This window comes from Pseudobacter ginsenosidimutans (assembly GCF_007970185.1).
Taxonomy (GTDB): domain Bacteria; phylum Bacteroidota; class Bacteroidia; order Chitinophagales; family Chitinophagaceae; genus Pseudobacter; species Pseudobacter ginsenosidimutans.
In genome coordinates, this window is sequence record NZ_CP042431.1 from 6,960,563 (window position 1) to 6,979,570 (window position 19,008).

Sequence of the window (19,008 nt, forward strand, 5' to 3'; positions counted from 1 at the left end):
CTTTTAAAAGGTTATGTTGCAACCCAGGTTGATGCGTCTGATGGTTGGATAAGCAGTAGCTGCCCCCATACTCACTTCGCGATCATCTGGCATTTTTGTCCATAAGAGGAGATTATCCCCGTTGATATAAACACGGAATGCATTGACTCCGATATTCTTCAGCTGTGCTAACTTGAATGTATAAGCGATTTCTGCATTTTTCAATCGCAGGTAAGAACCATCATACAGGTAAGTGGTGCCGTAGTATGGCATTACACTGGCATACCTGGGCATAGGAACATCCGCATTGGGATTGTCCTTCGTCCAGTAAGCGCCTTGTTTATATACATTGTCGTAATGGTACTGCCCGGAGAAACTCACTAATTGCAGGAAACGATTGATATTGTTCACTCCGTAGAACTGAACAAAAGCGCTGAACCCTTTCCACTCAATACCCAAAGTAGCATTGTAAGTGTTCTGCGGTCTTTCAGGATATCCGGTGGGTACAACATCTTTATTATCGATCACTCCATCACCGTTATAATCGATCATATTAAGATTACCTGGCAGTTTCTGATTGTCGTAGGTATTCAGGCGTGTACTTCCATACACTTCGTTCCAGTTGTTGTAATAGCCGCTGCTAACATATGAATATGCCTGATTGATTGGCTTTCCTGCTCTTTTCTGGTAATCATCCAGCAGTTGAGCATCTTCCCCTTCAATGATCTTGTCTTTTGCATGGGTCATCGCGAAATTTGCCCATACCCTCAGATCCCTGGATAAGGATTTATTCAGACGAAGTTCGATCTCATACCCTTTATTCCTCACTTTTCCCAAATTGGCAGTGGCCGGCTGAACACCGAAATAGGAAGGCACTGAACGGGAAGATCCGGCCAACAGGATGTCCGTACGATAATCATTGAACACCTCAACTGTTCCAGACACGAGGCCATTCCATAATGTATAATCCAACCCGAAATTGGCCTTGGTCACTTTCTCCCAATGGATATCAGGATTACCAACACTGGCCTGCGCTTCAGACCACCAGGTATAAGGACTGTTCTGACCTGCAGAGGAGCCCAATGGCGTACTGCCGCCATAGGTCCAGTTTGTCATATACAGCCAACGTCCATTCACGTTATCATTTCCAACCTGGCCGTAGGACGCGCGCAGTTTCAGTGAATTCAGGAATACCAGGCCCTGCATGAATTTCTCATTACTGATCATCCAGCCTACCGCAGCAGAGGGAAAGAAAGCAAACCGGTAATCCGGTCCAAATTTTTCAGAACCGTTGTAGGCACCATTGAATTCCGCAAAATATCTTTGATCATAATTATAAGTGACCCTGCTCACCCAGTCTTCCCTGAAATGTTCAAACTCACTACCGGTTGCATATTTATCACGACTGAACAATCCCATGGCAGTAACGTCGTGCATACCAAATTTCCTTGCATAGTCTACCTGCAGCTGGTAAAACAGTTTGCGGTAGGAAGATCCGTTCAACACTGCATCCGGATTGGGATTCCAACGCGGCGGGATCCAATCGAACTGATTTGTTCCCAGGTACCGGCTGTACTTTTTTTCACCGGTCACAGGGTCGATATATTCTTCCTGAATATTCCCATTATCATAAATACCTCCCTGTGATACAAACGAATTGTCGAATGAAAGTGTTCCCTTTGCGGCCAGTCCTTTCAGGATCGAACCAAGATCTTGTCTGAGCGTAAAATCAGTAGTGATACGGGTTGTGGTAGTTTTCCGTATTCCATTATTCCCCATTACTGCGAGAGAGTTTATGGTAGATACCGTTTCCAGCGGAAAGTATCCCCATCCGCCGTCTGAATAACGTGGATAATAAAGATTGGGAGCATTATTATAGATACTTTGCCAGATCCGGTATTCCCAACTGTCCTGCCCATACGCATCTTGCTTAACACCATAAGAGCCGGAGAGATTGGCCGAGAGTAAAGTGGTTTTGGTAAGATTGAAATCCAGGTTGGTGCGTGCATTCACACGATCAAACCCATAACCCGGCTTATAGGTTTTTCCATTATCGATCTTTTTGATGATATCACCTTCATGCAGCAGGTCGATAGATGAGAAGTATTTTACATTCGGAGAACCACCTGCAATATTCAGGCTGCCATTGTAAGACATCACATGATTTTTGATCAATTGGTCCTGCCAATCGATATTCGGATACCGTTCAGCTTCCGCCTGGTTTGCCGGATTCCTGTATTTTTCAAGCTCGGCATATGGCACATAGCTAAACCAGGAGGATGGAGAGATGCCCAATTCCCTTTCAATGGCCTGATCACGGATCTTGATGGCATCATAAGCGTCGTGTTTGCTTGCCAGTTTAGAAGGGATCTTCATTGTCATATTGCCGGTAAATCGAATTTCAGCCTTGCCTTCCCTTCCTCGTTTTGTAGTGATCAGGATAACGCCATTGGCGCCTTTCACACCAAACACCGCTGTGGCAGAAGCATCTTTCAGAACAGAAATCGTTTCTACAGAACCGATGTCCACACTGTTCATCGGACGTTCGATCCCATCTACCAATACCAGCGGATCACTATTATTCCAGGTACTCTGTCCCCTGATATAGATCTTCGGATCTTCCGCACCCGGTGTTCCCTGCGTTGCTACAGTGATCACACCTGGCAGGTTTCCCGTCAGCGCAGCGCCCAGGCTCGAAACACCTCCGGCCCTTTGCAGTGTTTCACCTTTTACCTGTGATATGGCTCCCACCAGGCTCTGCTTTTTTTGTTTACCATAGCCCACCACAATAGTACTGTCCATCGCTGATGAAATAGGAACCATACTAACCAGGATATACCGCTTGCCATCAACAACGATCTCCTGGCGTGAATAACTTACAAGCGTGAACACCAGCACCGATTTTTCATTTGCAACGGTGATAGAGAAGCTGCCATCACCCTTTGATACTGTACTATTATTGGTCCCTTTTTCATAAATAGTTACCTCTCCTACCGGAGCACCTTTCTCATCTGTTACTTTCCCTGTTATGATCAGCTGGAAGCGATCATTTACAGCTTCATTATCAGGTCCTGCATTATTAAACCTGTTTTTCGGACCACCCGCCATTGAGGCCAGCGATATCAGGCAGAAAATCAGCATGCCCAACAGACTGTTGAGTGTAAAGCAAGACCTGCGCAACAAAAGGTCTCGTCGAAAATTTTTCATATCGTAGTTTAAAAAATTAAATAGGGTTCCTGCTGGCCGGGGAGAATTGTCCTGGCCGCCAGGGAATGTCTTGAGGCTTCGCAATAAATGTGAAGTGGTGATTTAAAAACGACGTGAAGTGATAATCAGGTAATTTTTTTCATATGGCAGTAGTTAATTGGTTTAATGAAGTTTTGGCTTTGATATCGTTAGCAGCTGATACCATGGAAATCGAGAAACTGGTATCGTCGACCCTTATAAAATTAATCCGGGAATAAAGGAAAGGAGCGCTTATTTGTGTTTACTTATGATACAAATGTTCAATCAAGGCGGATTCAGGCTATTCAAATCCAATCCAGTCCACTGCTACCTGTCTGTTATCCTTTGCTGTCACAAATAAATGTTGAATTCCCGGCTTCCATTGAAACAAAGGCAGCTTTACAAGTTGCCAATCCTTATCAGCACCAAGCGGTAACGCTGCCAGCACGGGACCTGCTGCGTCCTGTATACGTATTTGCAGTGCCCCGCCTTCCGGAGCCAGGGCCCGGACCCGGACCCACCTCAATGGCTGTTTCCCAAAATCAACGCTATTATATTGTACCCAGGCATCTTCCCCTTCGAACACGGATTTCCATCCAAGGAACCTGTTAGCTGTATCAATAAAATCGATGGACACACCGCTATTACTGATCCTGGAGTAACGATCGATCTGGATCTTTGAATGGGCCCCGGTAATCCCAATACCTCTAAAACCAGGATTCACTTTTTGTATGGTGCCGTCAGGATTGAAAAAGAGGCTGTCGGCCCTTACCGATCTTGCCTTGTCGAATGCCGGAGAATAATCGTTATGATGGTAGAACAGATACCATTGCTCTTTGAAGCAGATGATCGAATGGTGATTGGTCCAGCAGCCGGTGGCTGACTCGTCCATTATAACGCCTGTTTTTCTGAATGGCCCCAGCGGATTATCCCCTATCGCATATTCCAATCTTTCGGTCTTATTTTCCACATGCGGATAGGTCATATAATAGATCCCCTTCCTTTCAAAAAGGTAGGGCCCTTCTTTCAACCCTTTGTCCGGCAAATGCTGCAATATCACTGGCGTGGAACTGAGCTCTACCATATTATCCTTCAGCCTGGCACCATAAATGTTTCCCTGCGACCAATAGAGATAGGCTTGTCCGTCCTTATCGATAAATACATTCGGATCAATGCCCCGTACATTTTTGACAGGTTCGGATAATGGTAAATAAGGCCCCTCCGGTTTATCAGCAATGGCCACACCAATTGTGAATCCACGGCCATTACTGGTATCCCGCGGAATGGAAGGAAAATAAAAGTAGTATTTCCCATTCCTGAAAATGCAATCAGGCGCCCACATACTGTAACTGTCCGGCTTCACCCAGGGCACTTTATTTTGTTCAACGATCACTCCATGATCTGTCCAGTCTGTAAGGTTTTCCGAAGAGAACACATGATAATCCTCCATACAAAACCAGCCAATCCTTCCACGGCCTTCATTCGCCATAATATCATGCGAAGGGAACAGGTAAACCCTGTTGCCAAATACCCGGGCGGAAGGATCCGCGCTAAACTGATCACGGATCAATGGATTCTGTGCTTTCGATCGGATCCCGGCAATGATAAGTAGTACACAAAACGATACCGGTACAAAATATTTCCACATAGCTGCTGTTGATTTCATTTGAGATAAGTTGTTATCATCTTTCCATTGTACACAACACTTTTTTTCATTTCCGGCTTTTCTGCTGCACAAACAATATTGAAAACTCTTTTTTTCAGATAACCCGGGAAAGTACCTTGCAACGCGCCAATAGTAAGCAGTTGCTTTTTATCATCCCACCCGATTGGAATGACCGTATATTTCCCTTTTTCATAATTATAGCCATCGCCCTCATCTTCATACAAATTGAACACGCCATCTGCGCCTTTGTAAATGCGCAGCTCCAAAGTATCACCCGCCTTTTCAGAAGTATATTGCATAACTTCTGACATGGGAATAATGGAGCCGGCTTTCACAAATACCGGGATGATATGTTGCGGGGCATCTGCCAATACTGTTTGCCCTCCGCTATAGTGCTTGCCGGTATGGAAGTTGTACCATCCGTTCGACTCAGGCAGGTATACATTCCATTGAGTAATGCCAGGTTCTGTTACAGGTGCTATCAGCATGGACCTGCCAAACATATATTGAAAAGGCTGCCGGATGGCAAGTGTATCATCATTGAAGTCCATCAGCATAGGGCGCATAATGGTAGAGCCATTTTTTGTTACCTGCCATGCTTCAGAATAAATATAGGGGATCAAGCGATATCGAAGGTTCATGATGCTTCGCATATTCTCTTCAACGATTTCTCCATACTTCCATGGCTCTGTTTCCGTTTGATAACCGTGGATACGGAATACAGGATTGAATGCCCCATACTGGAACCAACGGGTAAGGATATCATGATATTTTGTATCGGTATACTGGCCTGGGCCCGGGCGGAAGAAGCCTCCGATATCTGTTGTCCAGTAAGGCATTCCGGTTATTGAAAAATTCAGGCCGGCCACGATCTGTCTCTTAAAGGTGTCCCAGTCCCACCCAATATCACCAGACCAATTGATGGTCCCATATCGTTGCTGTCCCGGAAATGCTGACCTGGTAAGGATCGTAACCCGTTTATCAGGATTGGCTAAACGCTGTCCTTCATAAACAGATTTGCTGACGAAAAGAGGATATGTGAGCCGGTAAAAATTGCCCAACCCAAAATAAGTTTGCTTGCCGGCCAAAGCATCGTTCTCAGGTTCTGTGGCATCCATCCACCAGCTATCCACACCAAGGCTGAAGAGGTTCCTGTTCAACACCTGCCAGTGTGTTTGCTGTGTTTCCGGTTTATAAATATCTATCCAGGGACTGTTGGGGATATAGAGGTCTTTTTGAATGTACTCTTTTGCTATTTCAGATCTTTTGTCGATGTTCTCCCAAACAGAAATGGAGAACCGCGCATTGAGGTCATGCAATTGCTGAATAAACTTTCCGGGATCAGGATAGCTTGTCTCATCAAATTTAGGCACACCCCAACCATACTTTCCCCAGTACTGCCAATCCTGTACGATCACATCCAGGGGTAATTTTCTTTTTCTGAATTCTTTTACTGTTCTTACCAAATGCTCTCCGGAAGTATATCTTTCCCTGCATTGCCAGAATCCGTAGGCCCATAAAGGAAGCATCGGTACATTTCCGGACAGGTTCCTGTAATCCGCAATTATTTCATCGGTACTGTTTCCATGGAACACCACATAGTCCAGCATTTTGGCTTCAGGTGAACGGAAAGTTGTTTCGTTTGCTACCGCTCGCCATGAAAGAACAGGAGTATTGGACAATTTGCAAACCACCTGTACGGTATGTTCTCCTGCCTTCAGCATTACTTTCTTACTCACAGATGGAGGAAGCCATAGATTCGACTGATCGATCAGAGGTTTTCCATCGATCAGTAATAAATGACGATTGTCCATATTTCCCAGATCCAGCATAACAACATACTCCCCGTCTTTATCAACTTTGAATTTCCCTTCATGTACAGATTGTTGCTGATCTATGCGCTGCGTTCCAGAAGTGGTGGTTACTTCAGCATCCGGTTTTGCGCCCGCAGCAGTCATTTTTTTAGCAAGCGGGACCAACCGGTCTGCAGGATTAAAATAAGTGAGACCATATTGATGCCAGAGGATGCCATACCCTTTACTTGAAACCAGGAAGGGAATAGCGATCTGGGAGTTCACCTGGGTCAGCTTCCGGGAGATATTGTGCAGATCATAATGACCATCCTGGAACTGCCCCAGGCCAAACAGGTATTCATCCTCCGGGGATATGAAACTTTGTTCTGCCAGAAAACAAGGTTGCTCCATAATTTGGGAGGGATCCATTTTCCTGCTTCCGGGTTTTTCACTCAGGAATGTATTTCCGGAAGCGTCGTTAAAGTGGATATTACCTGATTGCTTATTGATGATTACTGTTACAAAACTGGTTGTCATTTTCAACTCTGCATCAGTCTCTGAACACTTCATTGCAGGGACCGGCTGTTTGTTTACAAACACAAGTTCATTTGCTTCTTTAAGCGTATCTTTTTGCCATTGCACCCTGATGGCTTTATCGGATAATGGGATTATATTCATTATTCCTTCTGAAAGCTGAATGGAAAGACGATCTTTCTGCTTTGTATACTTTTTCACTACCTGCGTATAGGTAACAGCCGGCAGCGAAACGATCAGCAAAAGAAATAGTATTCTCATAAATATTTATTGAAAAGCAATTTCATGTTCTCTCACTTCAACGGATATACGCAGGCAGCAAATCCGCCTCTGCGCAGCAGTTTCAGATCAATGGAAGAGGCGCTATCCACCACCTGGTAGCTGGTGGAAAGCTCTTTATCGTGGCTTCCATCAGCAATCAATGTGAGTTTGTACTGTACGCCAGGTGTCAAGAAATCAAAGCTTATCTTATTTTTCTTTTCTCTTGATTCTGCATTGATACCACCAATAAACCAGGCATCCGCTTTACGGCGTGCGATAACAACATCCTTTCCCGGAAATCCACTCAGCAAATTTGTGTCATCCCAGGCTGCCGGTAATTGTTTGAGGAATGATCTTGCTGCATCCGGCAATGAATAATACCCTTCCGGCCTGTCTGCCAAATGCTGCAGTCCTGATTCAAACAATACTCCCAGCGCCAATTCATGACCACAGGAAGTGATATGCGGGAATTGCGAATTGGTGAACGTAACTGGTGTATAATCCATGGCGCCTACAACATTCCGTGTAAAGGGCAGTATACAATTATGCTCAGGAGCTGCCGTGGTAAAATCAGGACCATTGTTATACCATTCTGCACCCCGAACGGCCTCATATGTCATCAGGTTGGGGTAAGTACGCGCCCATCCACGCGGCACGATACAGCCATGGAAGTAGACCATCAAATTGAACTGCGCCGCATCTTCCAGGATATCCAGGTAATATTTTATCATATCCTGTTTTTCACTTTCGAAGAAGTCAACTTTAATACCCGCAAATCCCAACTTCTTCAATTTGGTAAACTCCGCCACACGGTTTTCATGCGTCAGCATTCTGTCTTTCGGCGTTGAAGAGACCCAGGTATGGTCGCCTCCCGAGTTGTACCAGATGAGCGGCTTCACACCTTTGGATAGAATATATTTTGCAGCATCTTCAACATTGCCGCCATTACGCATTACATCCCATTCCCAATCGAGTAATGTATATGGCCAGTTCATCCTGGCCGCCAGGTCTGCAAAAGCACAAACTGTTTTATAATCCCGGGTACCGTGATTGTCTGACCAATAATTCCATGATACCAGGCCGGGTTTGATCCAGTCCGTGTTCTTTATGACAGACGGAGCAGATACATCATCAACCAGGGTTGACGCAACTACATCCTGTAAGCTCCCCATGATCCCTACCCGCCACGGTGATCTCCAGGGAAGTGTGATGGAAGGAGTTCTTGATCCCTGCCCTCTCCCATCTCCGGCATCAGGGAACGAAAGCTTATATTTCGAACTATCGATGGAGTTGCTGAGCTTTGTACCGCAGTAGTTGCGGTCCAGATCCGCTTCATGCAAAAGGAACCAGCATGAGCTGTCGCTTGTCATGAAAAGCGCAGGGTAGCACCATTCCTGCTTCTTAACCTTGTCTCCGCTCATGGCAGCATAGTATCCCTCATTCGCCGGATTCCATTTTTCCATCCAGCGCAAAGTTTTCATTGGGATAGTATAAGCCGTTAGTTCTTCCTTTATCTGAAAGGTTCCGATCTTTTCCGGGAATTCATATCTGAAGGCAAATCCGTCGTTATAGGCACGGATGATCAAATTGATCCTTGCCTTTCCCTGGTTTGCGAAAAACAGGATTACTTCGTTGGCAGTATTGTTGCAAGCCGATCTTTTACCATGCACTGCGTTGTATTGCTCATTGATGAGAACTGGCTTTCCGGCCTTGACAAACTGCATCTCTTTTGAAAATTCCTGATCACTTCGCACCAAACCCAGATCTATCCGTGGAACCGCTTCAGTAATTTTTCCCTGATCATAATAGGATACAGTAAGATACCATCCGCTATTCCCGGTAGCCTGTCCGTTGTAAACACCAACCACTACTTTTCCATTGGGAGACTGCAGCTTTACCTGTTGAGCAAAAACTGACTGTATATTTAGTACGATAACCAGAAAAGCTAAGGAGATCCTCTCCACAATATTATGTTTAGAATAATTCACCACTTATAATTTTACTGATAATTTCTTACCTGAATATTCTATTCTTTTCCCTGCTTTTGTGGTCAGCTCATTTTCACTCATTGGGGATCGATCCATCAGCACCAACCTGAATATTCTTATCTCAGGCATTCCGGGAAAAGAACCATTCCTGTCGCCGATAGTGAAGGTCTTTTTCCTGTCATCCCAATTGAGATCAATGGTAGAATGGATCCCTTTCTCATAATTGTAATTGTCGTTCTCATCTTCATACAGCGCAAATTTTCCGTCGGTTCCCGGATAAATCCGAATTTCAAGATCATCCCATTTCTTTTCTTCCGCGTATTGAACGGAAGGCCCAATTGGCAGGATGCTACCTGACCTAACATACACCGGTATGATATCGATGGGTGTTTCCTTAATTACTTTCTTTCCGCCTGAAAATCTTTCATTGGTCCAGAGATCATACCAGTAGCAGCCTGCAGGCAAATAGGTTTCTTTCGTCTTGATTGTATTGAAATCTTCCACCATCAGGCTATCCTTTCCAATAACAGTTTTTTTCACATACATTGGCCGTGTAACCGGGCTTATCAGTAATGATTTTCCGAACATAAACTGATCATTGATATCGAGTGCATTCTTATCCCTGGCAAAATCCATTACCAGGGCGCGCATCATGCTTGAGTTGTTAGCCGTTACATCCCATGAGGAGGAATAGATGTATGGCAATAAACTATAACGCAGTTTGATGAATTTGTGGATGGCATCAAACGCTTTGTCTCCTTTATTACCAAACTGATAGATTTCGCGGGGAGCATCAGCTCCGTGAGATCGCATCATTGGGCAGAAAGTACCAAACTCCAACCATCGCACATACAACTCCCTGTATTCAGGATCTTTCAGTTTACCCGGATACGCGTTCAGGAAGAATCCGCCGATATCACTGTTCCAGTAAGGGATGCCGCAAAGCGAAAAATTCAGTCCTGCCGATATCTGGTTTCTCAATGTATTCCAGGAAGCGAACACATCTCCCGACCAGGTATTGGCCCCATACCGTTGCTGACCTGCAAATGCAGAACGGGTAAGGATAAATACGCGCTTACCGGAAGACAGGGCCCGCTGATGCTGGTATACTCCTCCTACGGTCATCAATGGAAATGCGTTGCGGACTTTCCGGAAAGATCCCAGAAAGGTCTTGTTGTTAAGATCAGAGGGTTTGGCTTGTAAATGATCAGGCTCAGATGAATCCATCCACCAACCATCGATGCCAATGGAAAAGAGCCCGGCATTGAGGTATTTCCAATAGATATCGCGTGCTGCCGGATGATATGGATCATAAACTTTCACACCGGATGGATAATCCTGATTGGGCGGCCATTTTTCAGAACCGGATTCAGGCCATGTTCTGAAATCCATCAGAGCCCCAATTTTTTCCAGTTCATTGTATTGCTTCGTGTGAGGGCCAAAAGAGTTCCAGATGGAAATGATCATATGTGCATTCTGGTTATGAACATCATTCACCATCTTTTTAGGATCGTAAAATTCAGGGTTAAGGAATTCCATGGCATTCCAGAGATAATTATTACCCCAGTATTGCCAGTCCTGAATAATGCCATCCAGGGGAACGCCGAGTTCACGATACTTCTTTACCACGCCCACCAATTCATCCTGACTTTTATACCTCTCTTTGCTTTGCCAGAAACCGAATGTCCATAAAGGAAACATGGGTGCTTGTCCTGTAAGTTCACGCATACAGGAGATCACCCCATCAGCATTGCCTCCGTACATAAAATAATATTCGATACCATCTCCCACTTCTGATCTGAAAAAAGTGCTGTCCGGATTATCAGCAAATTGTGTAGGCGAATAATTGTCCCAGAACAACCCGTATCCTTTTACCGATTGGAAAAATGGAATATAATCATCAGTATTGCCCTGAACCATATGCAACCTGAGATTTCGTTGGATCATCTTACCACGCTGCTGCTGCCCTAAACCATAGATCGCTTCATCACTGTCGAGGACGAAGGACTGCTGAACGTTGAAAGTACCATTACCTGCATCATCAAACGGAGTAAATACGGCCCCTTCATCTTTCTCCTTCAGCAGCGGAGCTCCTTCTCTGGTATAGTAGGAAATCGCCCCGGAGCTCAGGTTTAACTGTACACGAATTTTCGCGTTTCTGATATTCAGGAATTGCCCTTCCTTTTTTACTGTCATTACAGTTTTTTGAGGCGTCCCGGTTACTGACAGACTTTCTTTATCAAATTTTTTTCCAGCCGGTAACTTAATTACTCTTACTACTGAGTGGCTGTAAAACTGAATTTCGATGGTCTGATCCGCAACGGATGTTCTGATACCATAGTCAGTTGATTGCCAGCTTTGGGCCTTTGAGACAATGAAGGAGAACAGGATCGCTATCAATGCAAAGGCTGGTCTTAATTTCATTTTAGATTGTTTTATCATTTTATACTTCTGCCTTTATTACCGGATCCGGACTCCTGCCTTCTTCAGATCCTTATCAGCCGAACTGGTGCCATACAACAATTCATAATCTCCGGGCATTACAGCCATTTTTCCCTTTACCTCGTCAAAGAATTCAAATGCTGAGGAAGGAATTGTGATCATGGCGGTTACAGTTTTCCCTGCGGCAACCGGCACTCTCTTAAATCCCCGCAATGTTTTCAGCGGGCCATCACTATCTCCTACTTTCCGTACATACACCTGAATAATTTCTGTACCGTTCCGCTTACCTGTATTACTAACAGGGATGAACATCCCAATACTTTCTTCCCTGCCGACCTCTGCCTTACTGATGGTTGCATTTCCCACCAGGAACCTGGTATAACTCAATCCAAATCCAAACTGGAAAAGAGGATCAGACATAAAACGATAGGTTCTGCCTTTCATGGAATAATCTTCAAAATCCGCCAATTGTGTACTGTCTTTATAGAAGGTGACCGGCAATTTTCCTGAAGGATTGTAATCACCGAACAATACGTCTGCAACTGCCTGTCCGCCCGATTCCCCACCATACCAGGCCTGCAGGATAGCATCGCAGCTTTGAGTTTCATGCACCAACCCGATGGCGGAACCGGAACAATTAATAAAGATCACTTGCTTACCCGCGGCCTTCAATGCTTTCAGGCAATTTCGTTGAACTTCGGGTAATTGAATATCAGTTCGATCACCACCTTTGAATCCCGGGTAAGAAACCGGCATTTCCTCCCCTTCCAGTAAAGTGGAAAGACCGCCAACAAACACTACGGTTTCTATGCCTTTGAGCTTACTGATCAGGCCGTCAAAATCGATATCCACTTCCCTGCCAAAATCAAACTCCAGATCAGCCTGCCAGTTGTTCAACTGTGCGTACTGTATTTCTATTTTATATTTTTTATCTTTTTCAACTTTGAAAGGGAACCTCGACAATAATGTTCGCCAATTGTTGGTGGATGTGATCAGCGTTCCGTTCACATAGATCTTCATGGATCCGGTAGCTCCGCATTTAAAAATTATTTCTTCGGTGGCTGGCGCTACGAATTCTGTTTCATACAAAGCGGAAAAATTCTCAAGCTGAACTCCGGAAGCAAATTCATGCTGACCTGCTGTAGTGAGTTTCAACGGATGCGTAATCTGTTCGGTTATGACAGACCCACCCTCCATATTTCGGTTATTCCAGTACGTTGCTTTGAAACCTTTTTTATCAGTCAATGAACAATGCGTAAAAAAACTTTGTGTCACTTTATTTTCAACCAGGTCACAGGCTTTATCATACAACACACTGTTTCCAGGCATTTTGGAGCGGATGCCGTCAAGGATATTGATCGTTCTGACAGGCTTGCCATTGTAATTACCCCAAAGCATCGGATCATTGTCTGCATTGGGTCCGATGACAGCGATCTTTTTTGCAGATCTTTGCAATGGAAGTGCCTCATTTTTATTTTGCAGCAGGGTCATGGATTCGCGGGCCATCTGCAACGCTATCTCCCTATGCTGCGGGTTATTCACTACAGACATGGGTATCCCTGCCCAGGGTACCAGATCGTCCTGATCCATATCACCGAGCTCAAAGCGTCCGGTCAAAACACGCAGAAGGCTCTTATCGATCTCTTCTTCGTTTATCAATCCCCGTGAAACAGCATCAGGAAGATTCTTATAAGCATAGCCCTCCCACACACATTCCACATCCGTTCCGGCCAAAACGCCTTTTGCAGCAGCATGGGTAGCATCAGAAGACACTTTATGGCTGGTATAAAAATCGGTGATGGCACCACAATCAGATACCACAATATGCTTAAAGCCCCAGTCCTGTCGAAGAATAGTTTGCAAAAGCCGATTGTTGCCGCAACAAGGCTCATCATCCAACCGCTGATATGCACACATCACCTGTCGCACATCAGCATCCATCACCAATGATTTAAATGCCGGCAGGTATGTTTCATGCAAGTCCCGGGGTTTCACCTGAAATAGGTTCAGGGTATGCCTGCTCCACTCGGGGCCCGAGTGCACGGCAAAATGTTTGGCGCAGGCAAGTAATTTCCTGTATCTGGCATCAGCAGGCCCCTGTAACCCTTTTACTACCGCAATGCCCATCCGGGAAGTCAGGTAAGGATCTTCTCCATAGGTTTCCTGGCCACGGCCCCAGCGGGGATCCCGGAAAATATTGATATTGGGAGTCCAGACTGAAAGACTGAGGAATCGCCGGTTCTCCTTTCCATTTCTGATGGCTTCATGATATTTTGCACGTACTTCATCTGAGGTAGCGTTAAATACCTCGTACGCCAGCGAATCATTGAAAGATGCTGCCATGCCAATAGGTTCAGGAAAAACAGTAACATTATCATTGTTCGCCAGTCCATGCAATGCTTCGCTCCACCAGTTGAATTTCTTTATGCCCAGCCGGGGTATAGCGGGTGACTGATCAAATAGCAGGGATACTTTCTCTTCGAGCGTCAATCCCGATATCAGATCCTTTGCTCTTTCCTCTGACCGCAGATGGGAGTTCTGCCAGGGATGCTGCTGCGCAAAACTCAGGCCTGGAGAAAAAATCACCGCCACCACCGCCAAACCGGCGACAGTTAATTTAATGATCACATTATTGTAATTAAGTTGTTTTCGATTTATTTTTAGCGGATGCAGCACACGATCACGGGCTACTGATGAAGCGTATCGGGAAGGACCAGGTAGCAGTTCCTTTCTGGTTTGTTCCTTACCTGTAATCAAGAGGTTATCATTCCACATGGAAGCAGCGTTTTAAGCAATCAAAAATTTATAGAGAAATAATAAATGTCATTCGTACATTTATTAAATGAAATTAAAAATAAAAAAGCGATAATTGAGGAAATTGACCATTTGTTCAGGATTGTAGCAATTTTGTTCATTACGCTACAATCCAGCCACACCAAAACGATTGCAACATGCGAAAAATTATCTATATATTTTTTTGCTCTGTTTTTGCCTTTTGCTCCAACTCCCTGGCACAAACCGGGCATATAAGATTCACCTCTCTCTCTACCAGGGACGGGCTCCTGTCCAACTCAGTGAACGCTATATTGAAAGACAGGTATGGGATCATGTGGTTCGGTACCGATGACGGGTTGAATAAATTTGATGGAACTAATTTCACTGTGTACAGATATTTGCCTGGCGATTCCACCAGTTTACGCACCAACGAAGTTTTGGCATTGCATGAAGACAGCTCAGGCAATCTCTGGATTGGCACCAGTGGCGGTGGGCTCAGCCTGTACGACCGGAAAAGAGACCATTTCCTGCATTACCCGGTACAATCCGGCACCAACACACTCACAGGCAGTGATGTGATCAGGAGTATTTGCAGCGATTACCAGGGTAAGATATGGATTGCACAGTTTGAAGGGCTATACGTAATGGACCCGAAATCCCAGTTGATATCTAAGCATACATTACACGACGCATACGGCAAACCTATAATAACGACTCTTACCTCTGTGTATGCAGACAGCAAACAACGGTTGTGGATCGCTTCAGACAATGGCCTTTTACTGTATGATATCAAAACAAACTCCCTGAAAGTATATGAAAACAAAAAAACAGATCCGGCCAGTTTAACGGATAATAGAACAAGAGCAGTAACAGAGGACAAATGGGGCAATATCTGGGTAGGTACAGCAGCAGGATTATGCAAGCTGAAATCAGATGGCTCCGGATTTATCCGTACCATCCTGAACAATTCCGAGATCACCAGCATCGCAGCAGATGGTCAGGGTCTTTTGTGGGTAGGCTGTTCCAATGGATTATACGTTTACAATATTGAAAGTGCTACTTATTCCATTTTCACCCAGGATTATCGAAATCATCAGAGCTTATGCAGTAAAGGCGTACGTTGCGTATACATCGATCAACAAGGCATTTACTGGCTGGGAACCTATCAGGGAGGTATTTGCAAGTACGATAAAAACCTGAACCTCTTCAACCTTTCACTGAACAGCAGTTTCCAGGAAAACAGGGACCATGTAGCTGTTATCACCGCACTTGCCGAAAACAAGAATGGGAATGTTTTGCTGGGCACCGACGGCAATGGCCTCTATGAGCTCAACCGGAAAAAAGATCAGGTGCAACCGGTAAATCTTTCACTTAAAAATGTTCAGGGGAATTCCCTTTCCATTCTCGCATTGCTGCGCAGCGCAAACGATAAACTTTATATTGGCACTTATTCCAGGGGATTGATCATCCTGGACCAGAGAACAGGAGAATGCACACAGCTGGTGAAAGGAGATGGAGTGAATACGCTTACCAATAACGATATCTTTTGTTTGTTTGAAGACAGTAAAGGGAATATCTGGATCGGCACAAATGGAGGCGGGATCATTGTTGTACAAGGCACCCGCGTGATTGCCCGCTACTCTCCCCTGCCTCAAAACGGCGTAAGCCTCATGCCGATCAATGGCTATATACGCGCAATCGAAGAAGATGCCGAAGGCAATATATGGATCGGTACGCATGGTGGCGGGATTGCTATATTTGAGACAGCTTCAGGCAAATGGGAAATATATACACAAGAGAACAGCCTTTTGCCAAGTAATAAAATACAGAGCATTCACCGCGACAAAAATGGAAAAATGTGGATCGGCACTTTCAGCGGACTGGCTGCTTTTATTCCGGACAAGCACCAGTTCAAACTTTACTCAGAAAAGGACGGCCTTCAAAACGCCATGATCTATCAGATAGTGGAAGATGGTACCGGTAAACTCTGGGTATCTACCAATACCGGCATAAGCAGGCTAGACACAGCTTCTGAAACCTTCTGGAACTTCACGCATATGAATGGACTGCAGAACTCGAACTTCGTACGTGCGGCAGGGTTACGGCTCTCAGATGGTGAGTTGTTTTTTGGTGGGCTGGAGGGTTTCAATCATTTCTATCCGGATCAGTTGAAGGTGAACCGGAATGTACCCCAGGTTATTCTCACCGATCTCAGAATATCCAATAAATCTGTTCCGGCAGGCAACGATGCTCCCATCAAAGAACATATTTCCACAGCCAGCGAAATACGGTTGAATTACAAACAAAATTTTGCCCTCAGTTTTGTTGCCCTGAATTATACTATCCCCAGGCAGAACCGGTATGCCTATAAACTGGATGGCTTCGAAAAAGACTGGAACTATATCGGTTCCGGAAACATGGCCTCCTATACCAACCTGGATCCGGGAGAGTATACATTCCGGGTGAAAGCTGCTAATAACGACGGGATCTGGAGCACGAACGACACTATCATAAAAGTGTTTGTCAAGCCCCCTTTCTGGCGAACCACCTATGCTTACATCTTTTACATTTTAGCCATTGGAGGAACACTTTTGTACAGCCGCCATAAAGGTATTTCCAAATTAAGGAAGAAGTTTGCACAGGAGCAGGAACAGCAGGAAATTGAGAGGGTCAGACAATTGGAACAGATGAAACTCAAATTCCTCACCAACCTTAGTCATGATTTCCGCACCCCCATTTCCCTGATCATGGGACCAGTAGACCAATTGATAGACGGAGAAGACCGGCCTGAAAAACAGGAGAAACTAAATATGGTAAGGCGGAATGCAAGAAGACTGCTCAATCTCGTCAACCAATTGCTCGACTTCAGAAAACTGGAAGAACAGGAATTGAAACTCCAGTTATCAAAGGGTGAGTTCATTTCATTTTTGAAGGAGGTGACAGACTCATTCAGGGATATGTCTGAAAGGAAAAATATCCAGTTCACCCTCAAAACCTGTATAGACCGGTTGGACGCGTATTTCGACAGGGATAAAATGGAAAGGATATTTTTCAATTTATTGTCCAATGCATTCAAATTCACTTTAGCCGGTGGACATATCACCGTTGATCTGCAAAGGACCGAAAGCGCTGATGATCCCGAATACACCTGGGTATCGATCAATGTAACTGATACTGGTATTGGTATCCCGGAAGACAAGAAAGAGTTGATCTTCGATCGTTTTTTCCAGAATGAGAGCAGTGCTTCAGTTCTTAACCAGGGATCTGGCATCGGGCTGTCCATCACTAAAGAGTTCATTGAATTACACAATGGTAAGATCCACGTTGAAAGTGAACCAGGAAAGGGATGTTCCTTTACCATTCAAATACCGCTTAAACGCGCTTATGAAACAGTAACCGCGGTAACCACAACTCAACCTGAACTGCCCGCAGAGGACGAACCTGTGAATGGTCCTGCATTGGTTCGGGAAGACAATATCAACTCCAATGAGTTGTCGTTATTGCTGGTTGAAGACAATGATGATTTCAGATACTATCTTAAAGACAATCTCCGCAATCATTATAAAATACTGGAAGCAACCAATGGCAGGGAAGGCTGGCAAAAAACGCTATCCAATCATCCGCAGCTGATCCTGACTGATATCAGCATGCCTGAAATGGATGGAATCGAATTGGTCAATAAACTAAAATCTGATAAAAGGACCTGCCATATCCCTGTAATACTGCTCACTGCCATGACAGGCCAGGAACAGCAGTTAAAAGGACTTGAAACAGGGGCTAATGATTATATCACCAAGCCATTCAACCTGGAAGTGTTAAATGCCAAGATCAGGAATCTGTTGCATTTAAAGAATACTATGAAAACTACTTATTCAAAGCAGATAAGCGTTGCCACGCCAGAACTGGAAATGGAATCGCCGGATGCAAAACTATTGACAGAGATCGTTAATTATATCGAGAACAACCTCACCAATCCGCAATTATCCGTTGAGAACTTAAGCAAACAGATCGGCATGAGCAGGGGCACTCTTTATGCCAGGCTGCTTGAGCTGACCGGAGAGACGCCGGTTGAGTACATCCGTTCGTTCCGTCTCAACAAGGCAGTCTCCCTGATGGAAAAACGAAATATGACGATCTCTGAAACCGCCTATGAGGTTGGGTTTACAACACCCAATTATTTTACAAGGTCTTTCAAAGAAAAATTCAACATGCTTCCTTCTGAATATATTGCGAAGATGAAAAAAGTAAATGCAGACAGTAAGAAATAGCTTCCCAACTAAAATAAAACCTGGATGGACACTTGTGATTATTAATAATTAGTTTTAAATTTATTAATAAATGTCCA

7 protein-coding genes are annotated in these 19,008 nt (G+C 44.7%); 1 reads left to right on the plus strand and 6 read right to left on the minus strand.

Features of this window, described 5'->3' with window-relative positions:
• Positions 1–3 precede the first annotated feature (3 nt).
• From FSB84_RS27150 to xyl3A, 6 genes are all read right to left on the minus strand, one after another.
• Positions 4–3,186, minus strand: a complete 3,183-nt coding sequence (locus FSB84_RS27150; protein WP_225979899.1) for a SusC/RagA family TonB-linked outer membrane protein — start codon at positions 3,184–3,186, stop codon at positions 4–6.
• Between the two features lie 319 nt (positions 3,187–3,505).
• Positions 3,506–4,870, minus strand: a complete 1,365-nt coding sequence (locus FSB84_RS27155; RefSeq protein WP_130544120.1) for a family 43 glycosylhydrolase — start codon at positions 4,868–4,870, stop codon at positions 3,506–3,508.
• Positions 4,867–7,458, minus strand: a complete 2,592-nt coding sequence (locus FSB84_RS27160) for a glycoside hydrolase family 31 protein (protein WP_130544121.1) — start codon at positions 7,456–7,458, stop codon at positions 4,867–4,869. The genes FSB84_RS27155 and FSB84_RS27160 overlap by 4 nt, the downstream gene beginning before the upstream one ends.
• Positions 7,459–7,490: 32 nt before the next feature.
• A complete protein-coding gene (locus tag FSB84_RS27165) occupies positions 7,491–9,422 on the minus strand; it encodes a glycoside hydrolase family 97 protein (RefSeq protein WP_207234344.1) in 1,932 nt (643 codons plus the stop codon).
• A 27-nt stretch (positions 9,423–9,449) separates the two neighbouring features.
• Complete coding sequence (locus FSB84_RS27170) at positions 9,450–11,870, minus strand: glycoside hydrolase family 31 protein (RefSeq protein ID WP_130544122.1); 2,421 nt, start codon at positions 11,868–11,870, stop codon at positions 9,450–9,452.
• Between the two features lie 36 nt (positions 11,871–11,906).
• Positions 11,907–14,663 (minus strand): xylan 1,4-beta-xylosidase, encoded by a 2,757-nt coding sequence (xyl3A, locus tag FSB84_RS27175; RefSeq protein WP_225979900.1) that lies wholly within the window; start codon positions 14,661–14,663, stop codon positions 11,907–11,909.
• A 176-nt stretch (positions 14,664–14,839) separates the two neighbouring features.
• On the opposite strand from xyl3A, the gene FSB84_RS27180 reads away from it, so the two are divergent.
• Entirely contained in the window at positions 14,840–18,931 is a 4,092-nt protein-coding gene (locus FSB84_RS27180; protein WP_130544123.1) for a hybrid sensor histidine kinase/response regulator transcription factor, read from the plus strand.
• Positions 18,932–19,008 lie beyond the last annotated feature (77 nt).